Annotated in this window: 28 protein-coding genes; 19 read left to right on the top strand and 9 right to left on the bottom strand. The window is 63.6% G+C overall.

Translation table 11 applies throughout. The features are described from left to right. Positions 1–34 precede the first annotated feature (34 nt). From LQK84_RS18180 to LQK84_RS18165, 4 genes are read left to right on the top strand one after another with little or no spacing between them, the layout of a single operon-like run. Positions 35–880 (top strand): ABC transporter permease, encoded by an 846-nt coding sequence (locus LQK84_RS18180; protein ID WP_230830262.1) that lies wholly within the window; start codon positions 35–37, stop codon positions 878–880. Next, entirely contained in the window at positions 877–1749 is an 873-nt protein-coding gene (locus LQK84_RS18175; protein ID WP_230830152.1) for an ABC transporter ATP-binding protein, read from the top strand. Before LQK84_RS18180 ends, LQK84_RS18175 begins: the two co-directional genes overlap by 4 nt. Positions 1750–1751: 2 nt before the next feature. After that, positions 1752–2597 (top strand): ATP-binding cassette domain-containing protein, encoded by an 846-nt coding sequence (locus tag LQK84_RS18170; protein ID WP_230830151.1) that lies wholly within the window; start codon positions 1752–1754, stop codon positions 2595–2597. A gap of 14 nt (positions 2598–2611) precedes the next feature. Next, on the top strand, positions 2612–3160 hold the full coding sequence (locus tag LQK84_RS18165; RefSeq protein ID WP_230830150.1) for a VOC family protein: 549 nt from the start codon (positions 2612–2614) through the stop codon (positions 3158–3160). Positions 3161–3458: 298 nt separating this feature from the next. Here the strand turns inward: LQK84_RS18165 and LQK84_RS18160 are convergent, their stop codons facing one another. Beyond that, positions 3459–4448 (bottom strand): AraC family transcriptional regulator, encoded by a 990-nt coding sequence (locus LQK84_RS18160; protein ID WP_230830149.1) that lies wholly within the window; start codon positions 4446–4448, stop codon positions 3459–3461. Between the two features lie 152 nt (positions 4449–4600). Here LQK84_RS18160 and LQK84_RS18155 point away from each other — a divergent pair, with 152 nt between their 5' ends. From LQK84_RS18155 to LQK84_RS18145, 3 genes are all read left to right on the top strand, one after another. Beyond that, a complete protein-coding gene (locus tag LQK84_RS18155; RefSeq protein WP_230830148.1) occupies positions 4601–5113 on the top strand; it encodes a flavin reductase family protein in 513 nt (170 codons plus the stop codon). 81 nt (positions 5114–5194) lie between these two features. After that, a complete protein-coding gene (locus LQK84_RS18150) occupies positions 5195–5980 on the top strand; it encodes an SDR family oxidoreductase (RefSeq protein WP_230830147.1) in 786 nt (261 codons plus the stop codon). A 40-nt stretch (positions 5981–6020) separates the two neighbouring features. Next, on the top strand, positions 6021–7259 hold the full coding sequence (locus LQK84_RS18145) for a styrene monooxygenase/indole monooxygenase family protein (RefSeq protein WP_230830146.1): 1239 nt from the start codon (positions 6021–6023) through the stop codon (positions 7257–7259). A 90-nt stretch (positions 7260–7349) separates the two neighbouring features. On the opposite strand, the gene LQK84_RS18140 is transcribed toward LQK84_RS18145, so the two are convergent. Then, positions 7350–8123 carry a YoaK family protein gene (locus tag LQK84_RS18140; RefSeq protein WP_230830145.1) on the bottom strand — a complete coding sequence of 258 codons (774 nt, stop codon included), beginning with the start codon at positions 8121–8123 and terminating at the stop codon, positions 7350–7352. Positions 8124–8415: 292 nt separating this feature from the next. On the opposite strand from LQK84_RS18140, the gene LQK84_RS18135 reads away from it, so the two are divergent. Next, complete coding sequence (locus tag LQK84_RS18135; RefSeq protein WP_230830144.1) at positions 8416–9837, top strand: amidase; 1422 nt, start codon at positions 8416–8418, stop codon at positions 9835–9837. 57 nt (positions 9838–9894) lie between these two features. Here LQK84_RS18135 and LQK84_RS18130 read toward each other — a convergent pair whose 3' ends face one another. Then, positions 9895–10449: a winged helix DNA-binding protein gene (locus LQK84_RS18130; RefSeq protein ID WP_230830143.1), complete on the bottom strand. Its 555-nt coding sequence runs from the start codon at positions 10447–10449 to the stop codon at positions 9895–9897. A 175-nt stretch (positions 10450–10624) separates the two neighbouring features. Between LQK84_RS18130 and LQK84_RS18125 the strand changes: the two genes are divergently transcribed. From LQK84_RS18125 to LQK84_RS18080, 10 genes are all read left to right on the top strand, one after another. Further along, complete coding sequence (locus LQK84_RS18125; RefSeq protein WP_230830142.1) at positions 10625–11743, top strand: LLM class flavin-dependent oxidoreductase; 1119 nt, start codon at positions 10625–10627, stop codon at positions 11741–11743. 331 nt (positions 11744–12074) lie between these two features. Further along, complete coding sequence (locus LQK84_RS18120) at positions 12075–12599, top strand: flavin reductase family protein (RefSeq protein ID WP_230830141.1); 525 nt, start codon at positions 12075–12077, stop codon at positions 12597–12599. 106 nt (positions 12600–12705) lie between these two features. Then, the gene (locus LQK84_RS18115) at positions 12706–15021 is read left to right on the top strand and encodes a bifunctional salicylyl-CoA 5-hydroxylase/oxidoreductase (RefSeq protein ID WP_230830140.1); all 2316 of its coding nucleotides are present in this window, start codon (positions 12706–12708) and stop codon (positions 15019–15021) included. Between the two features lie 7 nt (positions 15022–15028). After that, a complete protein-coding gene (locus tag LQK84_RS18110) occupies positions 15029–15814 on the top strand; it encodes an SDR family NAD(P)-dependent oxidoreductase (protein ID WP_230830139.1) in 786 nt (261 codons plus the stop codon). 27 nt (positions 15815–15841) lie between these two features. Then, the gene (locus LQK84_RS18105) at positions 15842–16261 is read left to right on the top strand and encodes an acyl-CoA thioesterase (protein ID WP_230830138.1); all 420 of its coding nucleotides are present in this window, start codon (positions 15842–15844) and stop codon (positions 16259–16261) included. Continuing rightward, the gene (locus LQK84_RS18100; RefSeq protein ID WP_230830137.1) at positions 16251–16649 is read left to right on the top strand and encodes a RidA family protein; all 399 of its coding nucleotides are present in this window, start codon (positions 16251–16253) and stop codon (positions 16647–16649) included. The genes LQK84_RS18105 and LQK84_RS18100 overlap by 11 nt, the downstream gene beginning before the upstream one ends. A 56-nt stretch (positions 16650–16705) precedes the next feature. Continuing rightward, complete coding sequence (locus LQK84_RS18095; RefSeq protein ID WP_230830136.1) at positions 16706–17131, top strand: cupin domain-containing protein; 426 nt, start codon at positions 16706–16708, stop codon at positions 17129–17131. Continuing rightward, positions 17131–17979 (top strand): fumarylacetoacetate hydrolase family protein, encoded by an 849-nt coding sequence (locus LQK84_RS18090; RefSeq protein WP_230830135.1) that lies wholly within the window; start codon positions 17131–17133, stop codon positions 17977–17979. Before LQK84_RS18095 ends, LQK84_RS18090 begins: the two co-directional genes overlap by 1 nt. 3 nt (positions 17980–17982) lie before the next feature. Further along, positions 17983–18765 carry an SDR family NAD(P)-dependent oxidoreductase gene (locus LQK84_RS18085; RefSeq protein WP_230830134.1) on the top strand — a complete coding sequence of 261 codons (783 nt, stop codon included), beginning with the start codon at positions 17983–17985 and terminating at the stop codon, positions 18763–18765. Between the two features lie 178 nt (positions 18766–18943). Continuing rightward, positions 18944–19990: a phosphatase PAP2 family protein gene (locus tag LQK84_RS18080; protein ID WP_230830133.1), complete on the top strand. Its 1047-nt coding sequence runs from the start codon at positions 18944–18946 to the stop codon at positions 19988–19990. 24 nt (positions 19991–20014) lie between these two features. Here the strand turns inward: LQK84_RS18080 and LQK84_RS18075 are convergent, their stop codons facing one another. The 3 genes from LQK84_RS18075 to LQK84_RS18065 all read right to left on the bottom strand — a co-directional run bounded on the left by LQK84_RS18075 (position 20015) and on the right by LQK84_RS18065 (position 21964). Beyond that, a complete protein-coding gene (locus tag LQK84_RS18075) occupies positions 20015–20248 on the bottom strand; it encodes a hypothetical protein (protein WP_230830132.1) in 234 nt (77 codons plus the stop codon). Positions 20249–20301: 53 nt separating this feature from the next. Beyond that, the gene (locus tag LQK84_RS18070; RefSeq protein WP_230830131.1) at positions 20302–21702 is read right to left on the bottom strand and encodes an aminotransferase-like domain-containing protein; all 1401 of its coding nucleotides are present in this window, start codon (positions 21700–21702) and stop codon (positions 20302–20304) included. A gap of 130 nt (positions 21703–21832) precedes the next feature. Continuing rightward, the gene (locus tag LQK84_RS18065) at positions 21833–21964 is read right to left on the bottom strand and encodes a hypothetical protein (RefSeq protein ID WP_330166421.1); all 132 of its coding nucleotides are present in this window, start codon (positions 21962–21964) and stop codon (positions 21833–21835) included. 481 nt (positions 21965–22445) lie between these two features. Between LQK84_RS18065 and LQK84_RS18060 the strand changes: the two genes are divergently transcribed. Further along, positions 22446–22820: a hypothetical protein gene (locus LQK84_RS18060; RefSeq protein WP_230830130.1), complete on the top strand. Its 375-nt coding sequence runs from the start codon at positions 22446–22448 to the stop codon at positions 22818–22820. Between the two features lie 47 nt (positions 22821–22867). Here LQK84_RS18060 and LQK84_RS18055 read toward each other — a convergent pair whose 3' ends face one another. From LQK84_RS18055 to LQK84_RS18045, 3 genes are read right to left on the bottom strand one after another with little or no spacing between them, the layout of a single operon-like run. After that, complete coding sequence (locus LQK84_RS18055) at positions 22868–24505, bottom strand: FGGY-family carbohydrate kinase (protein ID WP_230830129.1); 1638 nt, start codon at positions 24503–24505, stop codon at positions 22868–22870. After that, entirely contained in the window at positions 24502–25431 is a 930-nt protein-coding gene (gene rbsK, locus LQK84_RS18050; protein ID WP_230830128.1) for a ribokinase, read from the bottom strand. The genes LQK84_RS18055 and rbsK overlap by 4 nt, the downstream gene beginning before the upstream one ends. Further along, entirely contained in the window at positions 25428–25889 is a 462-nt protein-coding gene (locus LQK84_RS18045; protein ID WP_230830127.1) for an RbsD/FucU family protein, read from the bottom strand. Before LQK84_RS18045 ends, rbsK begins: the two co-directional genes overlap by 4 nt. Between the last annotated feature and the right edge of the window lie 4 nt (positions 25890–25893).

The following is a 25893-nucleotide window of genomic DNA, read 5'->3' as shown; positions in this document are numbered from 1 at the left end:
CACGGACGCCCCCGTCCCCCTCTGGAGCCTGCCGATGAAGAACTTCAAACCGCTTTTGCGTGAACCGCGGGTGGTGATTGCCGGCGGCTTCCTGCTCCTCCTGCTGCTGATTGCGATCTTCGCGCCCTATGTCGCGCCGAAGGACCCGCTGGAGCAGGACCTGATGCTCGGCAACATGCCGCCCGCCAACTACCCCGGCGCCGAACCCGGTTTCTGGCTCGGCACGGACGATCTCGGCCGCGATGTGCTGTCGCGCGTGCTTTATGGCTCGCGGATCGCACTCACCGTCGCCTTTGTCGCCGCCAGCCTCTCGGCCATCATCGGCACGCTTCTCGGCCTCGCCGCCGGCTGGTATGGCGGCTGGGCGGATCGCCTGATTTCGCGGCTTGTCGATATCTGGATGGCCTTTCCGCCGGTCCTGCTCTCGGTCCTGCTCGTCGCCGTCCTCGGCTCGGGGCTCCATTCGGTGATCGCCGCCATTGTCATCATCGACTGGACGCGCTTCTGTCGCGTGGTGCGCGCCGAGACCATGGCGCAGGCGCAGCTTGATTATGTGATGGCCGCCGAGACCATCGGCTTTTCGCGCAGCCACATTCTGTGGCGCGAGATCCTGCCGAATGTCGCGCCCGTTCTCATCGCCCTTGTCAGCCTGGAAATGGGCATCGCCGTCATCGTCGAGGCGATCCTCTCCTTCGTCGGCCTGTCGCTGTCCTCCGACATCCCGACCTGGGGCGGCATGATCGCGCAGGGCCGCCAGATGATCCATCAGGGCTGGTGGGTTTTCGTCTTTCCTCTCATTGCGCTCTTTGCGACCGTTCTGGCCTTCAACCAGCTTGGCAACGGCCTGCGCAAGGCGCTGGACCCGGTGATGCGCCGATGACCCAACCACTTGTTGCTATCGAAGGCCTGAGCGCCATTTCCACCCGCGACGGTGGTGCGCCGGTTCTGCGCGATGTCTCGCTGACGCTCGAAAAGGGCGAGGTCCGCGGCCTCGTCGGGGAATCCGGCGCCGGCAAATCCACCATCGCCAAGGCGCTGCTCGGCATCCTGCCCTCCACGGTGAAAGTCACCGGCGGCTTCATCCGCTTCGAGGGGCGCGACCTGCTTACCATGCCGCGCCGCGAGCTTTCCGACATCATGGGCCGCGACATCACCCTGATCCCGCAGGACCCGCAGACGGCGCTGAACCCGGCGCGGCGCATCGAGGCGCAGCTGACCGATGGTCTTCGGCTGAAGCTCGGGATGAGCAAGAAGGACGCGCATCAACGGGCTTTGCAGCTTCTCGACGAGGTGCAGATCCGCAATCCGGACCGCGTGCTTGCCGCCTATCCGCATGAGCTCTCCGGCGGCATGCGCCAGCGCATCCTGATCGCCTCGGCCTTTGCGCTGAACCCCAAGCTTGTTGTGGCCGACGAGCCGACAACGGCGCTGGATGTGACCGTGCAGAAGGAAATCCTGCGGCTGATCCGCCGCATGCAGGAGGCGCACGGCACCGCCGTCATCTTCGTCACCCACGATCTCGGCGTGGTCGCCAAGATCTGCGACCGCGTGACGTTGCTTTATGCCGGCAAGGTGATCGAGCATGGCGCGACCGTCGACATGCTGACCGCACCGAGACATGTCTATACCCGCGCGCTGATTGCTGCCGGTCCCCGCTATGACCGGCCGAATGCCGGGCTGGAGCCGGTTCCGGAAGCCGTCTTCCGCCAATTGCGCGCCGAAGTCGGCCTTGCAGAAAGAGGGATCTAGAGATGAGCGACCTTCTCTTTGAAGCCAAGGGCGTCGAAGTCACCTATGGCATGAGCAAGGGCATGTTCGGCCATGGCCGGCCGGGCGTGCGCGTGCTGCACGGCGTCGATCTCTCCATCAAACGTGGCGAGACGGTGGGCATTGTCGGTGAATCCGGCTCGGGCAAGACGACGCTCGGCCGCGCGCTGCTGAAACTCGTTCCGGTCTCCGGCGGCACGATCCGTTTTGACGGGCAGGACATTACCGGTCTTTCGCCGGACGCCATGCGACCCTTGCGCCGGCGCATGCAGATGATCTTCCAGGACCCGATGGCCTCGCTCAACCCGCGGCATACGATCCGCCAGATCCTCACCGAACCGCTCTTCCTGCACGGTCTTGCCACCGACCGGCGCGATGCCGAGCGGCAGGTGCGGGCGATCCTCGACCGCGTCTCGCTTGCCCCCGTCACGCTGGACCGCGCCCCGCATGAGCTTTCCGGCGGCCAGCGCCAGCGCGTCGGCATTGCGCGAGCCGTGCTGATGAAGCCGGATTTCGTGCTCGCCGACGAGATCGTCTCCGGCCTCGACGTTTCGACGCAGGCGCAGGTGCTCAATATTCTCAAGGCGCTGTCGAAGGAAATGGGGCTATCCATGGCCTTCATCAGCCACGACCTTTCCGTCATCCGCGCCGTCTGCGACCGCGTCACCGTCATGCGCTTCGGCGAAGTGGTGGAGGAGGGACCGTGCGAAACCGTCTTCGACGCCCCGCAATCGCCCTATACGCGCCTGCTGCTCGACGCCATTCCGCTGCCGGAAATCGACGACGGCTGGCTGACGCGGCCGGCGCCATCCCTCGAAACTGCTGCCTGATCGGAGGACCTGCCATGACCGCTCAACCCACCAAGGGCCTTCCCGGCCTCGTCGGCCACGACCATACCGGGCTCACCGTTCCGAACCTCGATGAAGCGATCGACTTCTTCGACCGCGTGCTCGGCTGCACCCATGTGCTCACCTTCGGGCCGATCGGCGACGAGGAAGGCAGTTTCATGACGGATGCGCTCGGCGTTCATCCGCGCGCCCGCATCGAGCGCGTCGCCATGATCCGCTGCGGTAATGGTTCCAACCTCGAACTCTTCGAATATTCCGCCCCCGACCAGCGGGATCTGAAGCAGAAGAACAGCGATATCGGCGCCTTCCACATCGCCTTCTATGTCCGCGACATTGCCGCCGCCAAAGCCTATCTGGACGACATGGGCGTCGAAACCCGCCTCGGGCCGCTCCCCATCGAGGACGGCCCGATCGCCGGCCAGTCCATCCTCTACTTCCAGGCCCCCTGGGGCTTGCAGTTCGAGGCGATCAGCTATCCCAAGGGCATGGCCTATGAGGCGACGAGCCCTGTGTTGTTGTGGAACCCGGAGAAGCCGGGGGTGTGAGAGTGTAGAAGAGTGAGTCAGCAAGCTCAATAACAGCTCCTCACCCACAAACTGATTTGCTTAGCGAAGGCGCAAATCCCACCCACCGTCATCCCGGACTTGATCCGGGATCCAGTGCGCGATGTCCATCGCGCGGGAGACTCTTTTACAATGAACGCACTCTGATGAGTCCTTTCAGCCCGCAGACGCGGGCTGGCTGGATCCCGGATCAAGTCCGGGATGACGGAAGGGAGGGACTGTCGACCGTGTAAACTGACCTCAGCAGTTGCTGCGCGAAAACATCTCCGCGCATGACGCCTCACCGCCCCCGCACCCTTTTCAGCGTCTCCGACGGGCTCTCCCCATACACATCGCGATAGGCCGATGCCGCGCGTCCCAGATGGCCGAAACCGGAGGCCAATACCGCGTCGGCTACATTCAGTGACGGGGTGGGCTTGAGCAGCGCGTTGCGCAGGTTTTCCAGGCGCGCCTGCTGGACGCCATCCGAGAGCGTGCGGCCGAAGGCCTTCCGATAGGCGTCCTGCAATGTGCGCAGCGGAATGCCGGCGGCGGATGCGATGTCGGCCATGGAGATGTTGTCTGCGGCGCGGGCGCGGATGAACTCTTCGGCCTTGCGCACGGCAGCCGAGCCGGCATCGGCCGCGGGCTGGTGCAGAAGTGCGGCGTAATTGCTGTCGAGACCATTCAGAAGCAGCGAAATCAGCCCGTCGCGCAGCATGCTGCGATAGGCGTCCGGCAGACCCGCCCCGCCTTCCGCCGCCTCGACCATCATGCGGGCATGCGAGAGCAGGCTGCGGCCGACGGGCGTTGTCAGGTCAACGGAGGGCGTGAACTCGATGGCCGCGCGCGGGCGGTGCGTCAGCGTCTCGAAGAAATCCTCCACCATGCGGCGGCGCATCAGTACGATCAGCTTCTCGCAATCGTCCTGCCAGACCATGCGCGAGGCGAGCGTCGGCGACAGCAGCGAGGCGCGCTGACCGGCCGCGACATCGACGGCGCTGGTGCCGCAGCGGACGCTGGCTGCCCCGCGCATCGGCAATTGCAGCAGGAAGAAGTCGGACAATTCGCCCGGATCGATCTCCACTTCCGCGCCGTAAGCGACGAAATTGACCGAATAGCCCGGCTGCTCGACGGCATTGTGCACGGCGTGAAAACCGTTGCCGGTGCGGTCGCGGACATTGAGGAAATGCGGACAGAAGATGCGGCCGATCGCATCACGCGCCTCGTCCACGGCGCGGGTGTCGACCAGACCGTGATGCTGAAGAGGCTTCTCATGCGCATCGAACATCGGCGGTTTCCCCGTGACGAGCCGAAATCAAACCACATCTGCCGAAAGTGGACAAGGCCTCGCGCAAAGTGGATTGCCGATTGTCAACTTCGGTTCATGATTACTTTAAACATAAAATGAATGGAAAATCCATTCGCCTAAAAAACGGGAACATGACTATGGGTAGCGATCTCTTCCGTGCCGGAATGCGCCGTCTTGCAGGCGGTGTCACCATCATCACCTCGCTGGACGCCGAAGGCCGCCGTTGCGGCATCACGGCAACCGCCGTCTGTTCGCTCTCGACCGAGCCACCGTCGCTGATTGCCTGCGTCAACCGCTCGACCTCCATTGCGGCCGTCGTCGAACATCGCGGCGTCTTCGCCGTCAACGTTCTGGCGGAAGACCAGCGCCCGGTCGCCGAAACCTTTGCCGGCCGCACCGGCCATGCCCGCGAAGACCGCTTCGCCATCGGCGAATGGATCGATGACGGCACCGGCGCGCCGGTTCTGGCCGATGCTTCCGTCTCCTTCGACTGCAAGCTCGCCGAAATCCACGAATTCGGCACCCATATGATCCTCATCGGCGAGGTCGTTTCGACCCGCTGCGCGGACGGCGAAACGCCGCCGCTGATCTATGGCGACGGGGCGTTCCTGACGGCCCGCCTGGCAGCGCAAGCTGCGGCATAGCAAAAAAGCCGGCGCAAGCTGCGGCCTGAGCCGCGCCGGCATTCAGAAAAGACATCGATAGAACCACAAGGGGAAGCCATCATGAATGGACTGAACGGGAAAACTGCGATCATTTCCGGCGGCGCGACGCTGATCGGCCAAGGGATCGCCGAGGTGCTGAAGAATTACGGCGTGACGGTGGTCATTGCCGACATCAATAAAGAGGCCGGCGAGAAGGCCGCGGCCAAGGTTGGCGGCAACACGCATTTCATCGCCACCGACATCACGAGTGACGCCGAGATCGAGGCGCTGGTGAAGGCGACCGTCGAAAAGACCGGCCGGCTCGACTTCCTCGTCAACGTCGCCTGCACCTATCTCGACAATGGCGCCGAGACCACCCGCACCGACTGGCTGAAGGCGCTCGACGTCAACATTGTCGGCTCCGTCATGCTGATGCAGGCTGCGCGCCCGCATCTGGCCGCCAACAAGGGCGCCATCGTCAATTTTGGCTCGATCTCGGCCCGCGTGGCGCAGACCGGCCGCTGGGTCTATCCGGTCTCCAAGGCCGCGATCCTGCAGCTGACGCGCAACCAGGCCATGGACCTGGCCCCCGAAGGCATTCGCGTCAACGCCGTTTCGCCCGGCTGGACCTGGTCGAACATCATGCAGGAACTGACGCATGACACGCGCGCCAAGGCAGACGCGGTGGCCAAGGATTTCCATCTGCTCGGCCGCACCGGCAGCCCGAGCGAAGTGGGCGAGGCGATCGCCTTCCTGCTTTCCGACAATGCAAGCTTCATTACCGGCACGGATATCCGCGTCGATGGCGGCTACACGGCCATGGGACCGGAAACCAACGTTCCCGCAATCCCGCGCCTGATGGACTGAAATCCGGACCAATCGAGAAAACTCAGCAAAGGGGAATGACATGACGAAATCCAGACATTTCACCATCGTCGGCGGCGGCCAGTCGGGCCTGCAGCTCGGCATCGGCCTGCTGAAGGCCGGCCATGAAGTGCGCATCGTGCAGAACCGCACGGGCGAGGACATCGAAAAGGGCAGGGTAATGTCCAGCCAGTGCATGTTCGATCAGGCACTGCAGAACGAGCGCGACCTCGGCATCAATTTCTGGGAAGCCGACTGCCCGACGGTCGACTCCATCAGCTTCACTGTACCGTCGCCGGAAGGCAATGGCGCCAAGGCGATCGACTGGAACGGCAAGCTCGACAAGCCGGCCCAGAGCGTCGACCAGCGCGTCAAGATCCCGCAATGGATGAAGGAATTTGTCCGTCAGGGCGGCGAGATGGTCATCCATGACGCCAGCATTGAAGACCTCGAAACCTATTCGAAGCAGAGCGATCTGGTGATTGTCGCCGCCGGCAAGGGCGACATTGCGAAGATGTTCGAGCGCGACGCCACCCGCTCGCCCTTCGACAAGCCGCAGCGCGCACTCGCGCTCACCTATGTCAAGGGCATGGAAAAGCGTCCCGACCATTCGGCCGTCAACTTCAACCTGATCCCGACCGTCGGCGAATATTTCACCTTCCCGGCGCTGACGACCACCGGCCCCTGCGACATCATGGTGTTCGAAGGCATTCCCGGCGGCCCGATGGACTGCTGGAAGGACGTCAAGTCGCCGGAAGAACATCTGGCGAAGTCCAAGTGGGTGCTGGAAACATTCACGCCCTGGGAAGCCGAGCGCTGCAAGGACATCGAACTGACCGACGACAACGGCATTCTCGCCGGCGCGTTTCCTCCCACGGTGCGCAAGCCCGTTGGCCGTCTGCCCTCCGGCGCGATCGTTCTCGGCATGGCGGACGCCGTCTGCCTCAACGACCCGATCACCGGCCAGGGCTCCAACAACGCCTCGAAATGCGCCAAGGTCTACATGGACGCGATCCTCGCCCATGGAAACAATGCCTTCGACGAGGCCTTCATGGTCGCCACCTTCGAGGCTTACTGGTCTTACGCCCAGTTCGTCGTCGGCTGGACCAACGCGCTCCTGATGCCGCCGCCGCCGCATGTGCTCAACATCATGGGTTCGGCCCAGGCCTATCCGGCGCTCGCCAAGCGCATCGCCAACGGCTTCAACGATCCGCGCGACTTCTTCCCCTGGTTCGCGGTGCCGGAAGAGGCAGACGCCTATCTCACGCGGCTTGCCGCGTAAGACTTTCCTCCCAAGGCAGCAATGCCCTCCTGGCCGCGTTTCGACGCGGCCTTTTTTGTTCTCTCCGTTGCCGGACAACAAGGAGACGCGTCAAACGACGGGCGTCGGATCCTTGGCCTCTGCCGCCAGATCGACTGACCCGATGGGGCCGGTGATGCGCCGTGACCGCGAAATCCCGGTCGAGGCAATCACGAACAGGAGGCCGGCGGCGGCGACAAACAGCCAGCCGCCGATGGTCTGATAGGCAACGACACCGAGAATGCCGCCCAGCAGGAACGCCGTGATCGTATAAAGATGCAGGCGCAGCTTTGAGCGATTTTTTCCCGCGTCGGTCTCGCGATCGCGGCCGCGCAGGATATCGAACGCGATCCCGAGTTCGATCCCGATATCGGTCGCCATGCCGGACACATGGGTTGTCCGGACACGGGCTTCGGAAATCCGCGTCACGACCGCATTCTGCAGCCCCATCAGGAAAGCCAGGCCCAGCACCACCACCGGTATTCGCCAGGACCCGAACAGCCAGAGGTCGATGAAACCGAGCATGGCAAGGAGAATGGCTTCCGTCAGAATACTGTAGGCGTAAATGCCGTGGATGTGTCGGCGCCGACCGGTGTTGATCAGGAGCGTCGAGACGCCCGCCCCGAGGATAAACGCAAAAACGATGCTGAAATAAAACAGCGCCGACTGCCATTGGCCGATGGCGATATGGTCCGACAGCGTCGAGACATTGCCCGTCATGTTCGCCGAAAAGAAGCCAACCGAATAGAATGCGGCCGCATTGAGCGCCCCGGCAACGCCCGCCAGCGTGCAGGCGAGATTGAGATCAATGCGTTCATTACGGGCATCACCTTGTTGCACTAGCATGCGCTGTTCTTTCCGGGCGGCTTCAAAGGATGAGCGGCGAATACACCCGATGGGGCCGGGTCGCAACGTCGATCTCGGGTGCAAGATCAGCATCAGGAGATGCGAATCGTCAAGCGCAGACACGTCGCCCAGTCTTCCGCGCGGCTGGATGCCGGATCAGGTCCGGCATGACGGAGAGTGAAGAAAGCAGCCACCCCAAATTCTTGTACTCGCAAACCGATAAAGCCAAAGCGGGATTTGCAAAGCCGCAGGCAGGCCTTAGGCTGGCCGCAAACGATCAAAGGGAAGCGCTTTGTCAGGCATTACACATCTGTCCGCCGTCGAACTGTCGGCGGCCATCCAGTCCCGCGAGATATCGTGCCGGTCCGTCATGGCGGCCTATCTGGAGCGCATCGCGGCGATCAATCCGAAGATCAATGCCATCGTCAGCCTGCGGGACGCCGGCGCGCTGATGGAGGAGGCGGCAGCTGCGGACCGGGAACTCGAGGCCGGCCGGACGCGTGGCTTTCTTCATGGCTTTCCGTTTGCGGTCAAGGATCTGTCGGAGGCGAAGGGCGTGCCCTGCACATTCGGCTCGCCGATCTATGCGGATTTCGTGCCGGATTTCGACGACATCCATGTCGGGCGCATTCGCGCCGCCGGCGCCATCATCATCGGCAAGACCAATGCGCCGGAAATGGGCCTGGGCTCGCATACCTACAATCCCGTTTTCGGAACCACCCGCAACCCTTATGACCTGACGCGAAGCGCCGGCGGCTCCAGCGGGGGTGCGGCGGCGGCGCTCGCCGCTCGGCTGCTGCCGGTTGCCGACGGCAGCGACATGATGGGATCGCTGCGCAATCCGGCAGGCTTCAACAATGTGGTCGGCTTTAGGCCGTCCTTCGGGCGCGTGCCCTCGCTCGGCACCGAGATTTTCATGAGCCAGCTGGCGGTGAACGGTCCGATGGGCCGGACGGTGGCGGACGTCGCCGCGCTGCTGGCAATCCAGGCCGGGCATGATCCGCGCGACCCGCAATCGCTGCTCGCCGAGGATCTTTCGGTGGGCGAAGCGATCGACACATCCGGCCTGCGCGTCGGCTGGCTCGGCGACTTCGACGGCTATCTGCCGTTCGAACCCGGCGTGCTGGACCTTGCCGCCGCATCGCTCGACACGTTTTCCGCCATGGGCGCAAGGGTCGAGGCGGTTCGCAGCCGATTTGACATGGACCGGCTGTGGCAGGGATGGCGGGTGCTGAGGCATTTCTTCGTCTCCGGCGGGCAGGCCAAGGACTATGCCGACCCGGTAAGACGCGCGCAGATGAAACCGGAGATGATCTGGGAGATCGAAAACGGCCAGCGTCTGGCGTCGAACGACATCTACGCGGCATCGGTGATCCGCAGCGACTGGTACCGCTTCCTGCTCGGGCTGTTCGAGACGTATGACGTCCTGATCCTGCCCTCCGCGCAGGTGTTTCCCTTTGCCGCCGACCTTGCCTGGCCCAGGGAGATTGCCGGGCGGACCATGGACACCTATCACCGCTGGATGGAAGTGGTGATCGGCCCGACCATGGCGGGCCTGCCGGTGGCGGCCATGCCGGCCGGTTTCGGCGCGGCGGGCCTGCCCGCCGGCATCCAGATCATCGGCCGGCCCCAGGCCGACCGCGCCGTGCTGCAGGTCGCCGCCGCCTATGAGGCGCGGACCGACTGGCTGAGCCGCGAGCCGGCGATCGGTTGAGGATTGCTGCCTGAGGCCGCGGGTGACGGGACGATCTCCGGTGCCCCCGGACTGCCGCTAGCGCGGCAGCCTTCGATGCGTCGCCGCCGTGCGCGCCACCTGCTCGTAGATCCCCGTCATCAGGTCCAGCGTTTCCGTTGCCTCTTCCAGTCTCTGGGCGAGGTTGGGGACGGATTGCACGGCCTTGACGAGGAGCGAGGCGCGGATGTCGGCGTAGCGGTCGGTGACGTCGCGGCCGGCCTCGGTGACGGTGTAGGTGACGCCGGAGCGGCCGCTGCCGGTGCGCTCCACCAGCCCTGCGCCGATCAGCTTGCGCAGGCTGTATTGCATGTTGGGAATGTCTTCGCGGTTGGAGAGGCGGGCGATGTCCTTGATCGTCTTCGGCCGGTCGTTCATGCGGATGATGTGCAGCATGGCGTTTTCCGGGCCGCTTGCGGTCAGGTCGAGCACGGTGGCCAGGCACTCCGTCTGCCAGCGGCCAAAGGCCTCGAAGGCGCGCATCAGCGCATATTCGATCTCGGCGACATCCATCTCGACGGGCGTGCGCGCCAGATGCCAGTGGCGGTCGAGGCCATTGTCCTTCTCCGAACCGGTTCCGTCCTTGCCTTGCATGTCCCACTCCTTCACGCGACTCGTCCGTAGCTACACTAGCCGCGGCGCGGCCCGCGCTCAAACGCGCTCTGGCGTCTCGCCAGACTTAACATTTCACGAATTTGACCGTTGACAAAGTTTAGACTTCAAATAAACTTTCTATCGTAAATTCTAACAAATCTTCTGGGGAACTACCATGACAGAGAACTCAATGTTCGCTGAAGGCCAATTCGTGCTCGGAACCTTCGCGTCCAACTGCTCCGGCGGCATGTCCGTCACCAAAGTACCCGAGCGCTGGGTCAATTCCTGGGACAACAATCTCAAGCTTGCGCGTCTTCTGGACGATGCCGGCATCGACTTCATGCTGCCGATTGCCCGCTGGATCGGCTATGGCGGCGAGACCAATTTCCATGGTGGCGTGCTCGAAACCATGACCTGGGCGGCCGGTCTTCTGGCCAGCACGCAGAACATCAATGTGTTTGCGACCATCCACACGGCCGCCAACCACCCGGCCGTCGTTGCCAAGCAGATCGCCACGATCGACCAGATCAGCCGTGGCCGCATCGGCCTCAACATCGTCGCCGGCTGGAACGAGCCGGAATACAAGGCGCTGGGGCTCGATCTGCCCGCCGGCCATGAAGAGCGCTATGCCTATGCGCAGGAATGGTTCGACGTCATCAAGGCGCTGTGGACCCGCACCGAAACCTTCGACTGGGATGGCGCCTTCTTCAAGCTGAAGGGCATCCTCGGCGATCCGCGCCCCTCGCGCAAAGTGCCGATCCTCAATGCCGCGGGCTCCGGCGAGGGCAGGGCCTTTGCCGTCAAGAATGCCGATTTCCTCTTCACCCCCGCCATCGATCTTTCCCGTTCCGGCGAGGAAATCGCCGCTCTCAAGCAGCAGGCCCGCGACGTCGGCAAGAAGGTCGGCGTGCTCACCTTCAGCCATGTCGTCTGCCGCCCGACGGAGAAGGAAGCGAAAGACTATCTGCAGCATTTCGGCCAGGACAATGCGGACTGGGCGGCGGTGGACAATCTCGTGCGGCTGCAGTTCGCGCACGCGCATTCCTTCCCGCATGATCTGCTCGCGCTGATCCGCGACCGCATGGCCGCAGGCCATGGCGGCTTCCCGCTGGTCGGCACGCCGGAACAGGTGGCCGAAGGGCTGATCGCGCTCCACAAGGCGGGCTTCAACGGCACGACGCTTTCCTTCGTCGATTATGCCGAGGAATTCCCCTATTTCCGCGACACGGTCCTGCCGATCCTGGAAAGCGCCGGCATCCGCCGCGCAGTCACCAAGGCAGCGAAGGCGGCTTGAGGCGGGCTGATTTGCCCCACTCTTACTCTGAGCGTGGGGCAAAGACCCCTCCCCAACCCTCCCCACAAGGGGGAGGGGGAGTGACCGTCGTGCTTCCGGGTGCCACGCGACACGTTTGAGAGTGCCTCGTCCTTCAATGCTGCTGTGGGGCAGGCGGCGACCGCGAGTCCTCTCCCCCCCTTGTGGGGGAGATGGCCGGCAGGCCAGAGGGGGACTTTCTTTCCCCCGACTATGCGTCGCACCAAAACCCCTCATCTGTCCTTCGGACATCTTCTCCCCGAGGGGAGAAGAGGGAGCCCAGCTTTACGCCCATTACAAAAGGGGAACAATCATGACAATCAACGACCAGGACATGAGCCTCGCCTTCCGGCAGGCCATGCGCAGCTTTGCCGGCAATGTCAGCGTCATTACGGTGGGCGAGGGCGAGGAGCGCTCCGGCCTTGTCGCAACCTCCACCGTCTCGCTTTCCGTCGAGCCGGCGATGATGCTCGTCTGCGTCAATCGCAGCGCGTCTTCGTGGCCGCTTTTTGCACGCTATCGCCATTTCGGCGTCAATGCGCTGCGGCCCGACCAGAAGCCGATTGCCGAGCGCTTCAGCGGCAAGGGCGGGGTGAAGGGGGCGGATCGGTATGCGCTGGGCAAGTGGCGCGCGGGCGAAACCGGCGCGCCGCTGCTTCAAGGCGCGGCGGTCGCAATCGACTGCGCCATCGAGGACATGATCGAGTGGACAACCCACTCGATTCTGATCGGCCGGGTGCGTTCCGTGGAGATCGGCGATGCCAGTGCGGCGCTCGTCTACTGGCAGGGGGACTATCGCCCGCTGGTGGCGGAAAATCTCGGCTTCTCAAGTGTTTAAAGAAATCAGTGCGACAGGATGACAGGGCGGCATTTTTTACTTGACGCTTAAAACATCTCTCGATACTTTAAACTTAAAATAATTTCTGGAATGAAGGGAACGGCACATGCGCATCGTTTGTATCGGCGGAGGCCCGGCTGGCCTCTATTTCGGACTTCTGATGAAGAAGCTTCATCCCGAGCACGACATCACCGTGGTCGAGCGGAACAAGCCCTATGACACATTCGGCTGGGGCGTCGTCTTCTCGGATGCGACCATGCAGTCCATGCGCATCTGGGACCCGGAAAGTGCCGCCGAGATCGAAGACTCGTTCAACCATTGGGACGATATCGAACTCCTCTTCAAGGGCACGCGCCAGCGCACCTCGGGCCACGGCTTCGTCGGCATCGGCCGCAAGAAGCTCCTGAACATCCTTCAGGCCCGCTGCGAAGCGCTCGGCGTCGAACTCAAGTTCGAGACGGATGTCGACAGCGATCTCGACTTCCCCGATGCCGATCTCATCATCGCCTCCGACGGGTTGAATTCGAAGGTCCGCAACAAATATGCCGACATCTTCCAGCCCGACATGCTGGTTCGCCCGAACCGCTATATCTGGCTCGGCACCAACAAGCTGTTCGACGCCTTCACCTTCGATTTCCGCAAGACGGATCACGGCTGGTTCCAGGCGCATATCTACAAGTTCGACGACAAGACCTCGACCTTCATCGTCGAGACGACCGAAGAGGCCTATCAGGCCCACAAGCTCGGCGAGATGTCGCAGGACGAGTCGATCAAGTTCTGCGAAGGCCTCTTCTCCGAATGCCTCGAAGGTTCGTCGCTGATGACCAATGCGCGGCATCTGCGCGGCTCTGCCTGGCTGAACTTCACCCGCCTCATCTGCGGCAAGTGGAGCCATTTCAACGGCAATTCGCATGTCGTGCTGATGGGTGACGCTGCCCACACCGCCCATTTCGCCATCGGTTCGGGCACCAAGCTCGCCATCGATGACGCGATCGAGCTTGCCAACCAGTTCAAGATCGCCGGCCACGGCAAGGATGCCATTCCGGGCGTTCTGGCCACCTACGAGGAAATCCGCCGCGTCGACGTCGCCCGCATCCAGAATGCGGCGCGCAACGCCATGGAGTGGTTCGAGGTCGTCGGCCATCGCTATGCCGACACGCTGGAGCCGGAACAGTTCATGTATTCCATGCTGACCCGCTCGCAGCGCATCAGCCACGAGAACCTGCGCCTGCGCGACAAGACGTGGCTGGAAGGCTACGAACGCTGGTTTGCCGCCAAGCAGGGCCTCAATGTCAAGGATGGCGAACGCTGCCTGCCGCCGATGTTCACGCCCTACAAGGTGCGCGGCCTGACGCTGCCGAACCGCATCGTCGTCTCGCCCATGGCCATGTATTCGGCCAAGGACGGCCTGCTCGATGACTTCCACATGGTCCATCTCGGCAGCCGTGCGCTGGGCGGTGCCGGCCTCGTCTTTGCCGAAATGACCTGCGTGTCGCCCGATGCGCGCATCACCCCCGGCTGCCTCGGTCTCTGGAACGACGAACAGCTGGAAGGCTGGAAGCGGCTTGTCGCCTTTGTCCATGGCAATTCCAATGCCAAGGTCGCCATGCAGCTCGGTCACGCCGGACGAAAAGGGGCAACCAAGGTTGCCTGGGAAGGCATCGACCAGCCACTGGAAAGCGGCGACTGGCCGCTTCTTTCGGCCTCGGCGCTGCCTTACCTCAAGCATAGCAAGGTGCCGAAGGCGATGGACCGGGCCGACATGGACCGCGTCAAGGCCGATTTCGTTGCCGCCACCAAGCGCGCTGCGGAAGCCGGCGTTGACTGGCTCGAATTCCATGCCGCCCACGGCTATCTGATGTCCAGCTTCCTGTCGCCGCTGACCAACCGGCGCGAGGACGAATATGGCGGCAGCCACGAGAACCGCGCACGCTATCCGCTGGAAGTGTTCAAGGCGGTGCGCGAAGCCTGGCCGGCCGACAAGCCGATCTCCGTGCGCCTCTCCTGCCATGACTGGTTCGAAGGCGGCAACACGCCGGAAGATGCGGCTATCTTTGCCCAGATGTTCAAGGATGCCGGCGCCGACCTCATCGACTGCTCGTCGGGTCAGGTGTGGAAGGAAGAACAGCCGGTCTATGGCCGTCTCTTCCAGACGCCATTCTCCGACAAGATCCGCAACGAGATCCATGTCCCGACCATCGCAGTCGGCGCGATCTCGGAAGCCGACCATGCGAACTCGGTCATCGCCGCCGGCCGTGCCGATCTCTGCGCCGTGGCGCGTCCGCATCTGGCAGACCCGGCCTGGGCGCTGCACGAGGCGGCCAAGATCGGCCTGAAGAACGTGGCGTGGCCGAAGCAGTACGTGTCGGGCAAGTATCAGTACGAGGCGAACCTCGCCCGTTCGGCAACACCGGCGAAGTGAGGCTGACGTGGCACAGCCGCTGAAAGACAGGCATGTTCTCGTCACCGGTGCCGGCAGCGGCATCGGGGCGGCCATTGCCCGCAGGCTTGCGGGCGAGGGCGCGCTGCTGACGCTCGCCGGACGGCGCGCCGAACCGCTTGAGGCTCTGGCAAACGAGCTCGGCCTTGACCGGACGCTCGCCGTCTCCGGCGTCGACGTAACCAATCCTGCGGCGATTGTGCGCGGGCTCGATGCGGCGCGGGCGAAATTCGGCCCCGTCTCCATCCTCGTCAACAATGCCGGCGAGGCCCCGAGCGCGCCTTTCGAGAAGACCGAGCTCGACCTTTGGGAAAAGGTCATCGGCGTCGACCTGACGGGCGTGTTCAATGTGACGAAGGCGGCGCTTTCGGATCTCAAGGCCTTTGGCCATGGCGCGCGCATCATCAACATCGCCTCCACGGCTGGCCTGACCGGCTATGCCTATGTGTCTGCCTATTGCGCCGCCAAGCATGGCGTGGTCGGCCTGACGCGGGCGCTGGCGCTGGAACTTGCCAAGACCGGCGTGACGGTGAATGCCGTCTGCCCCGGCTTTACCGATACGCCGATCATCGCCCGCTCGATCGAGGCGATCGTCGCCAAGACCGGCCGGACGGCGGAAGCGGCGCTGTCCGAATTCACCAAACACAATCCGCAACAACGGCTCGTACAGCCCGACGAGGTGGCCGACACGGTCGCATGGCTTGCGGGTCCGGGCGCACAATCGATCAACGGTCAGGCCATTGCGGTCGCCGGCGGCGAAGTGCTGGCGGGCTGACAGACAAGAAACCTGAGAGGGAACCAGATGCCATTCAAGATATCCAAGCCGATGCGCTTCGGCGATTGCGACCTGACCGGGATCGCCTATCACCCGGCCTATCTGTCCTATCTGGTCGATGTGAACGAGGCGATGTTTGCCTCCTTCGGCATCACCTGGAAGGAAATCATGTTCGAGCGCCGGCTCGGCCTGCCGACCGTGACGATGAGCCTGCAGTTCATCAAGCCGGCCGTCTATGGCGACGTGCTCGATTTCTCCGTTCATGTCCGCAACATCGGCCGCTCGTCGCTCGATCTGGAAACCGATGTCCGCGTCGGCCAGGACATCATCTGGACGGTGCGCCAGCGCATCGTGCTGACCTCCACCGAAGACCACAAATCCCGCGCCTGGCCGGACGATATCCGCGCTGGCCTGACCCGTTATCTGGAGCAAGAAAATGCGGCATGAAATCATTCAACCCGATGGCTGGGCCAAGCCCGTCGGCTATTCCAACGGCATCTCGGCACGCGGCCGCATTGTGCAGGTCGGCGGCCAGATCGGCTGGGACGAAAACTGCCAGTTCCATTCCGACAATTTCGTCGACCAGGTCCGCCAGACGCTGATCAATATCGTCAGCGTTCTGGAAAAGGCCGGCGCCAAGCCCGAGCACCTGATCCAGATGACCTGGTATTTCACCGACCGTGACGCCTACAAGTCGGGCATGCGCGAAATCGGTGCAGCCTATCGCGAGATCATCGGCCGCCACTTCCCGCCGATGGCCGCCGTTCAGGTGGTCGCGCTGATGGAAGACCGCGCGAAAATCGAGATCCAGGCGCTCGCCGTCGTTCCTGATTGAGAAATACATCCATCCCCGTGGAAGTGCATAAACCACTCAAATCCCAGGAGGAAACCATGTCCAATACCGTCATGCCCGTCATCACCCGCAAGGGTCAGGAAGACAAGAACACCGGCCAGTCCGGCGGCTGCATCCGCATCTCGGGCGTCGGCCCGCAGCACACGCCCGCCACCAAGATCTGGTTCGGCAAGGTGTCCAACGATCCGGGCTACCGCTCCTATCCGCATCACCATGGCGAAGCCGAAACCGGCGGCTATGTGCTGAAGGGCAAGGCCCGCATCTATTTCGGCGAGAACTGGCAGGAATATCTCGACATGGAAGAAGGCGACTTCATCTTCGTGCCGCCCTACTGGCCGCATATCGAAGTCAACATGTCGACGACGGAAGAGCTGGTCTGGATGACCACGCGTACGCCGGACAATATCGTCATCAACCTGCCGGACGTGGACGATTCCATCCTCGTCGGTTACCGGCGCGCCTGATGAAACTCCTGCGTCATGGTCCGGCGGGCGCCGAGAAGCCCGCCCTTCTCGACAACGACGGCAAGGTCCGCGACCTGTCGGGCATCGTCGCCGATCTCGGCGGCGAGGCCCTGTCGGATGCCGGCCTCGCCCGCATCGCCGCCATCGACCCGAAGAGCCTGCCGGAGGTTTCCCCCGGCAGGATCGGTCCCTGCATTGCCGGCACGCGCAAGTTCATCTGCGTCGGCCTCAACTACAGCGACCATGCCAAGGAAACCGGCAAGGCCCCGCCCGAAGAGCCGATCCTGTTCATGAAGGCGACCAGCGCCATCATCGGCCCGAATGACGACGTGGAAATTCCGCGCAACTCGGTCAAGGCCGACTGGGAAGTCGAACTCGGCATCGTCATCGGCACGCGGGCTAAATATGTCAGCGAAGACAAGGCCCTCGACCATGTCGCCGGCTATTGCGTCGTCAACGACGTCTCCGAACGCGCCTTCCAGTCGGAGCGCGGCGGCCAATGGACCAAGGGCAAGAGCCACGACACGTTCGGCCCCATCGGCCCCTGGCTGGTGACACGCGACGAGGTGCCGGACCCGCAGAACCTCAAGCTCTGGCTCGATGTCGACGGCGTGCGCCGCCAGACCGGCACGACCGCCAACATGATCTTCGGTGTGCGCCATCTGGTGAGCTATATCAGCCAGTTCATGACGCTGGAGCCGGGCGACATCATCGCCACCGGCACGCCGCCGGGTGTCGGTCTCGGCATCAAGCCGGAGCCGGTCTTCCTCAAGGTGGGCCAGGTCATGACGCTCGGCATCGAGGGTCTTGGCGACCAGACGCAACACACGATTGCAGCAAGGGACTGAGCCATGAGCAATTTTGAAGGCAAGCTGGTCATCGTCACCGGCGGCGCACGCGGACAGGGCGAGGCGGAAATCCGCCTCTTCGCCTCCAGGGGTGCCGCTGTCATCATCGCCGATGTTCTCGTGGACGAGGGCGAGGCGCTGGCAGCCGAACTGACGAAGGAAGGCCGCGAGGCCCGCTTCATCCGCCTCGACGTCACCGACCCGGCAAGCTGGGCGGCTGTGATCGATCTGGCGAAGTCGTGGAAGGGCCGGCTCGATGTGCTGGTCAACAATGCCGGCATCATCAACCGCACGCTGGTCGAGACGACATCGCTTGAAGCCTGGGAACGGGTCCTGCGCGTCAACCTCACCGGCTCCTTCCTCGGCATCCAGGCGGCAAGCGCCCTGATGGCTGAAAGCGGCGGCGGCGCGATCGTCAACATCTCGTCCAACAGCGGCTATTCCGGCCATTACGACCCGGCCTACACGGCCAGCAAATGGGGCCTTCGCGGGCTGACCAAGAGTGCAGCCATGGAGCTGGCGCCGAAGAATATCCGCGTCAACGCTGTCTGCCCCGGCCTCGTCGTTACCGGGCTCAATGCATCCAGCCCGCATCTGAAGCCGATGATCGGGATCACGCCGCTGAAGCGCGCCGGCAAGCCGGAAGAGATCGCCGATCTCGTCTTCTTCCTGTCGTCCGATGCCTCGAGCTTCATCACCGGCGAGGATTTCGTCATCGACGGCGGCTTCACCGCCGGTGCCGCCTATCGGCGCGTTGCCACCGAAACCGGGATTTTCCCGGAATAAGTGTACCCACAGCCATCCGGACAAGACAGAGGCCGACGCGGGCTCCCGCGCCGGCCTCTTTTCGTTTCAGCGACAAATTTCAACCTATGGGAGTTTTCGCGCGCTTTCGTTCATATAATCGTAAGGGTTGCAACGCCATTTTGAGGAACCAAAAGACTTATATATTTCAGGAAGAAAGATGCTGGAGGCCGGGTTTTTCAGGGCGGCTTCTACAACCGGCACCAGGCGATCACCGGCGCGCAGCACGACCGATCGGTCATGGCTTCCCCTGCTGATTGCGATCAATCTTTACACGCTGGGCGCCGGCGTTCTTGATCCGAACGCCTATTGGCACTTCGTGCTTGCAACCTCGTCGCAAACGCTTGTCCTTTCGCTGGCCTTCATCGTGCTGGTGCTCTGTGTGGAAAGCTTGCTGAAGGCGCCGCATCGACCGCTGGGCGAGGTGCGGTGCAAGCTGCGGGAGAGGGGACGGTTCATGGCCGGCGGCCTCATGCTGTTCATCCTAGGACTGAGCGCCTATACGACCTACAAGATCAATATTCCGGATATCGTTCCGTTTTACGCCGATCCCTATCTCGCCGGTATCGACCGCTTCTTCTATGGCCGCAACGCATGGCGGGCGATGCATGAAATGCCATTGCAGGCCGGGCTGATCGTCGATTTCTTCTATACGCGCGTCTGGCCGGCCGTTCTGCTTTTCGGCGTGCTGGTCGGGCTGATGTTCATCGAAGGCGCGCGGCTGCAGCGCTATGCCTGGGGCCTGTTCTTCGTCTACGCCGTCATGGGGACGCTGGTGGCAACCCTGTTCTCGTCCGTCGGCCCGATCTTCTACAAGGAGTTCTATCCCGGCACGGAGCAGTTCACCCATATCAAGCCGGCGATCCTCAGCAACCCCTACATCTCCAACATCACGGACTATGCGGATTATCTGCTCGATGCCTATCGCCACAAGGACTACATGTTCGCGTCAGGCATCTCCGCCTTCCCCAGCGTGCATGTGGCCGTGGCGACGCTGTCGGCCTGGTTCCTCACCAGCTTCGGACGCCGATGCGCCGTGCTCGGCTGGACCCATGCCCTCATCATCCAGTACGGCGCGATCTATAGCGGCTGGCACTATGCCGTCGACGGCGACGTGTCGCTCGTCCTCGTCAGCGCCTTCTGGATCGCCAGCAGCCGCTTCTATGGCCTGCCGCTGATGCCGACGTCCCGCCCGCGCAACGCCTGACATCAGGCCTTGCCCGTCTCCTTCTCAGAAGAAGTCGAGACCGGCGGGCAGCAGATGGAAATGGCGGAAGAGCGCATAGACCAGCGAGAAGAGGATCACGATCATCAGGACATAGACCGCGACCTCCAGCACGACCCTGAGGATATTGACGGGCTTTCGCGACTTGTCCTGGTCGTAATGCCACTTGATGGAAAAGAACATGCCCACGGCCAGCACGGCGACCTTGAACACAATGAGGACTATCGGGACCCAATCCATCGCTTTGACTATTCCTGGTTCTTGATTGACGCCATGTCGTCGGACACGGCTGTTTAGACGATCGCCCGCGCAAGCGCGGCGGGCTGCATGACAAGAGCGGCAAGCTGGTTCAATCCGTCCTCCAGCTCGGCGCGGTCGGAGGCAACGCCAAGGGAGATCCTGACCGCCTCCGTCGGGCACGTCCCGACGGCAAAGGCGGAGCTTGCGACGATCAGCAGGCCCGCGCGCAACGCCGCCTCGACCAGATCGTCCGCGCGCTGGCCGCCGGGCAGGCGGAGCCAGAGATGGTGGCCGGCCGTGCCGGCAGACCGACCGAAGGCGCCGAGCCGCGAAGACGCAAGTGTCTGCCGTGCCCGCGCCTCCTGCCGGATCGCCGCCGTCACCTCCGCCATCGTCCCATCCATGATCCAGCTGCTGGCGAGTGCCGACATGAGGGGAGGGGCCATCAGCATCATGGCTCTGGTCACGGAGGCGAGCTTAAGCGCGTCGACAGCCTTCGGCACGAGGACATAGGCGACCCGCAGCGCCGGCGTCGCACATTTGGAGAGTGTCGCAATATGCCAGGTCGCCTCGGGCATGAGATCGGCAAAGCTGCGGAGTGGCGCATCGAGAAGGGGACCGTAGGGATCGTCTTCCACGATCGTCACGCCGTAGCGGCGCGCAATGTCGACGATCGCCACCCGCCGGGCTTCAGGCATCGTTGCAGCCGTCGGGTTGTCGATATTGGGGATCACGTAGAGCAGCTTCGGCGGCCTGACCCGGCAGCTGCGCTCGAAATCCTCGGGGATCAGCCCCTCGTCATCCATGGCGATCGGATCGACGACGAGGCGCATCTGGGCTGCGACCGCCTTCAACCCGGGATAGGTGAATTCGCCGGCGGCGATGGCCTCACCGCGCGACAGCAGGAGCTCGCAGACCGCATAAAGCGCACTCTGGGCGCCGGCCGCCACGACGACGCGATCGAAATCCACGGTCTCGATCCGCTGCCGGAGCCAACGGGTTCCCGCCTGCCGGTCGGGCTCGGCACCTGCACTGTCCTGATAATGCAGGTTCATCAACCCCTTGCTGCTCGCCAGCACCTCAGCGACGCCCTTGGGGATCAGCCGCTGAAAATCGATGATCTGCGGCTGGCAGGGAATGTTCATGCCGAGATCGAGTGCGGCGGGGCGCGCCTTCGAAGCGCGCGGGCCCGCGTGGTCCCTGACGAAGGTCCCCCGGCCGATCTGCGCTTCGATCAGCCCGCGGCGGTGTGCCTCGTTGAAGGCCCGGGTCACCGTCGTCAGGTCGACGCCAAGCGCCTCGGCAATAGAACGTTGCGGCGGCAAGCGCTCGCCCGAGGCAAGCCTGCCCGCCCGGATGTCCTCTTCCAGAGCATCTGCCAGACCAACATATTTCAGCCGGCCATCGCCGACAATGCGCGCATTCCACATGGCCCTAGCCGATATTGTATGCATTGATATCCATACACGATGCATACAATCCGGACATTCGGATTTGAAGCCCCCATCCGCACCCGCGCGAAATGTCGCAGGTCCGCCGGAAATCCAGGGATGGCGGAAAGACGTGCGGACAGAATGGCGCCCGCTATTGCGTGCAGCTGCGGACCACGTCCAACCCGGCGAGATGGCTCGCCAGCCTCAGGTCGAAGTCATCAGCGATATCGGCCACCGTGATCGTGCCGAAGCGCTTGAGCAGCAGGGCCTCCGCCTCCTGCATCGTTCCGTCCAGGCAGGCATCCACCGCCTGCTCGACCAGACAATCGGGTCTGCGCAGGCCTCTCAGCGCAAATTGGAAGCAGATGTACCATCATTCGCAAGTCGCAGTTCATCCTTGAACCCACCCAACCGCATGCCCAGGTTTCGAAAGATGTATTATGGAACATTTCTCCATCTTCTGGAGACTGACTGAACTCTTGGGCTTTCAACACCGCTTTCATGCCTGCAGAGAAAGCGACCGGCAGATCGTACGGCATGTGCCACAGGGAGGATTTCGTGGTGTGTCGTGATGAAGCGAGCCGCTTGCCGCGCCGCTTCGCCGCTCGGCACGCTGGCCTCTTTTGAGACAGAAACTGCGCGATCGTTCGAATTTTAACAAACGGCTTAAGCCGCATTCAAACTGTCCTTGCTAGGGTCTTCTCAACACAGAAACCCTGGTTACCCAAGCGATGCTCTCCGAGGCATCCAGAAACGAGGCAGAGATGCTCAAGTCTGTTCTGATCGCCCTTTCGACCGCCGCCGCCGTCACGTTTTCGGCCGGCACCGAAGCCAATGCCTTCGGCCTTGCTTCGGCCGCCCGCATGATTGCGCCTAAGCCGGTCGCCGTCCAGGTCCAGGCCAGGCAGTCGGACATTGCCTGCGCCGAGAGCGCCGACGGCTGCCACCGCGGCCGCACCTTCCTGCTGACCTATGATGCGCGGATCCGGAACCTGCTGGTCGTCCAGACCGGTTCGGGCGAGGCTGTCGTCGACAGCCTGCGGCGCGAGCTGGTGGTTCGCCAGATCAGCGGCAATCTCTTTGCGGCCAACACGGTCACCCATTTTGGCGGCAAGGCCCCGGCACTTCGCCTCGGCTGAAGAGCAACCGCCTGAGCCGCCCCGTCCGGACCGCCCCCATCGGGCGGTCAGATTTCGCGCAGAGCCCTCGCCGACGCCTGCAGATGCCTGAAGGCCTCGTAGCGCCTGTCATGCAGATCAAGCGTGGCCTCTGATGGCGCATAGGCCTTTTCGGCCCGGCTCATCCTCTGCATCGCGCGCTCCAGATTTTCCATCGCCCCACCGGCAACAGCGCCCAGCATCGCCGAGCCCAGCAGGACCGGTTCAGGACCTGCCGGCGCAATGACGGTCAGGCCGCAGGCATCGGCGAGCAATTGCCGGGTCAGGGCATGCTGCCCCGCCCCGCCGCTGATCGCGATGCTCCCGGTTGAAATCCCCGCCGCCCGCTGGGCGTCGATGATCTGGCGCAGGCCGTAGCCGATGCCGCAGAGGCCGGCGATATAGAGCGAAAGCAGGCTCTCCAGATCGCGGTCCATGCCCAGCCCGGCAATCAGCCCGCGCGCATGCGGCTCGGCAAAGGGCGCACGATTGCCCAGGAACTCCGGCACGACATGCAGCCCACGCGCCAGCGTGACCGCCGCCGAGGCGGAGCCCGCCTTTTCGATCGCCAGATCCGCCAGAAACACCGGCAGCGACTTGCCCGCCGCGTCCGCAAGTGTCTGCGCCTGCCTGGCATGCGGGTGGAACGACAGGAGCTGGTCAATGGCCGCACCCGCCGCACTTTGCCCGCCTTCGCTCAGCCACATGCCCGGCACCATGGCCGAATAATAGGGACCCCAGACGCCCGGCACGAAGACCGGCGCGCGCGTCGAGGTCATGGTGCAGGAGGAGGTGCCGAAGACATAGCCGAGATTGCTCAAGGCCCCCTCGCCCACGCCCACCGAACCGACGCCGCCGGCATGGGCGTCGATGAGTGCCGCGCTGACCGGCAGGCCGGCCGGAAGCCCGAGCTCCCGGGCAGTCGCCTCGGTGAGGCCCGCGCCCAGCGCCGTGCCGGGATCGACGATGGTCTGGCCGATGCGGCGGAAATCCTCGCGCGCCAGATCGCCAAGGCCGATCTCCTCGAAATAGTCAGCCGCCCAGCGCTTCTCATGCGCCAGATAGGTCCATTTGCAGGTGACGGTGCAGGTGGAGCGGGCGAGATCGCCCGTCGCCTTCCAGGTCAGGAAATCCGGCAGGTCGAAGAACTGCCAGGCGGCGTTGAAGACATGGGGCCGGTTCTCCTTCAGCCACAGCAGCTTCGGCGTCTGCATTTCCGGCGAGATGCGGCCGCCGACATAGTCGAGAACCGCATGGCCGCGCGCATTGATCCGCTCCGCCTGACCGACGGCGCGGTGATCCATCCAGACGATGATGTTGCGGTCGGGGTCGTTCGACGGCCCGACGGCGAGCGGTTCGCCGCCCTCTCCCAGCACGACGAGCGAGCAGGTGGCGTCGAAGCCGATCCCGACAGCGGACGAGGCCGGGCGGCCGCTGGCGCTGACGGCCTCGCGCACTGTCGCGCAGACCGCCGACCAGATGTCGCGGCTCGATTGCTCGACCAGGTTTCCGGCCTCGCGAAAGAGCGCGATGTCGCGCCTGGCGACGCCGAACAGCCTTCCGCCAAGATCGAAGACACCGGCGCGGACGCTGCCCGTGCCGACATCGACGCCGATCACGAAGCGACCGGCGTCAGCGCCCGTTATGCTCGCCGCCGGCTCCGTCATGCCGACCCCAGAAGCGCATCGATTTCCGCCCGCGACGGCATGGCCGGCGCGGTGCCGGGACGGGTAACCGCAATGCCGGCCGTGACGGCGGCAAAGCGGACGGCGTCGATGGGCGCACGGCCTTCGGCGAGGGCTGCGGAGAAGCCGCCGAGGAAGGCATCGCCGGCGCCGGTCGTGTCGATCACCTTGCCGGCGGCAACGGCGGGGACGAACTCGCTGTGACCTGCCGTGTGGTAGAGCGAGCCGCGGCCGCCCAGCGTGATGATCACCGTCTTCGCGCCACGCTGCAGCAGCGTTTCCGCCGCCGTCACCGCCTGTTCGTCGGTATCGACCGGATGGCCGACAATGCCAGCGGCCTCGACCTCGTTCGGGACGATGAAGTCGCAAAGCGGATAGATGTCATCCGGGATGACCTGCGCGGGCGCCGGATTGAAGATCGTCGTGACGCCGGCTTGTCTTGCGATGGCGAGGCCATGTCTGGCGGCCTCCAGCGGCTGTTCCAGCTGCGTCATGAAGATCGCCGCCGCCTCGATCTCGGCGCGATTGGCGTCGACATCCTCGATGCCGATGAGGCCTGCCGCGCCCGGCGCGACGATGATCGCGTTGTCGCCATTGTCCTCGTTGACGAAAATAAAGGCAGCCCCCGTCGACACGCCATCCATGCGCATGACATTGGCTTTGACGCCGGCGTCCTTGTAGGCGGAGAGCGCCATGTCACCGAACGGGTCCTTGCCGACGCGGGAGATGAAGGTGACCTGCCCGCCGGCTTTCGCGGCGGCAATCGCCTGGTTGGAACCCTTGCCGCCCGGCCCGAGCGAGAAGCCGGAGCCGATCAACGTTTCGGCGATCTGCGGCATGCGCTTGGCCTTGTAGGCCGTGTCGGCGGCGAAAATGCCGAGGATGACAATTGCCTTGCGGTCGCTCATCGGGCCACATCCTCAGCCGGAATGACGCCCTTCGTCAGAATGAAGCAGCCATAGAAGCGCATCTCGCCGGTCGAGATCACGCAATAGGCCTTGCGGGCGATGTCGTAGAACGCCATGCGCTCGATCGGATACATCGGCGCGGACTTGCCCTCGGCGCGATCGACAACGGCCTGCACTTCCTTCTGTACGTCCGGGATCTCGTCCGGCTTGCCGATCACTTCCATGCGCCCGACGGAGGGCTGCAGCGGCGTGTCGAGCGGAAACACCGAGAGGATCGCCTCGATCGCCTTCGGGGCGGAGACGTTTTCGATCGTCAAGAGCCGGCCGAGGAGCGAATGGCGGGCGACGGAATCGGACGGGAAATTGGTGTCCGAAACGACGAGATAGTCGCCATGGCCCATGTTGGAGAGCGCCTGGAGAATATCTCCGTTGAGTTCCGGCCTGATACCTTTGAGCATTGTC

It is taken from the genome of Rhizobium sp. C4 (assembly GCF_021026315.1).
Classification (GTDB): domain Bacteria; phylum Pseudomonadota; class Alphaproteobacteria; order Rhizobiales; family Rhizobiaceae; genus Ensifer_A.
Note: the sequence above shows the minus strand (reverse complement) of the source record. Positions and strands in the feature narration are given on the sequence as shown.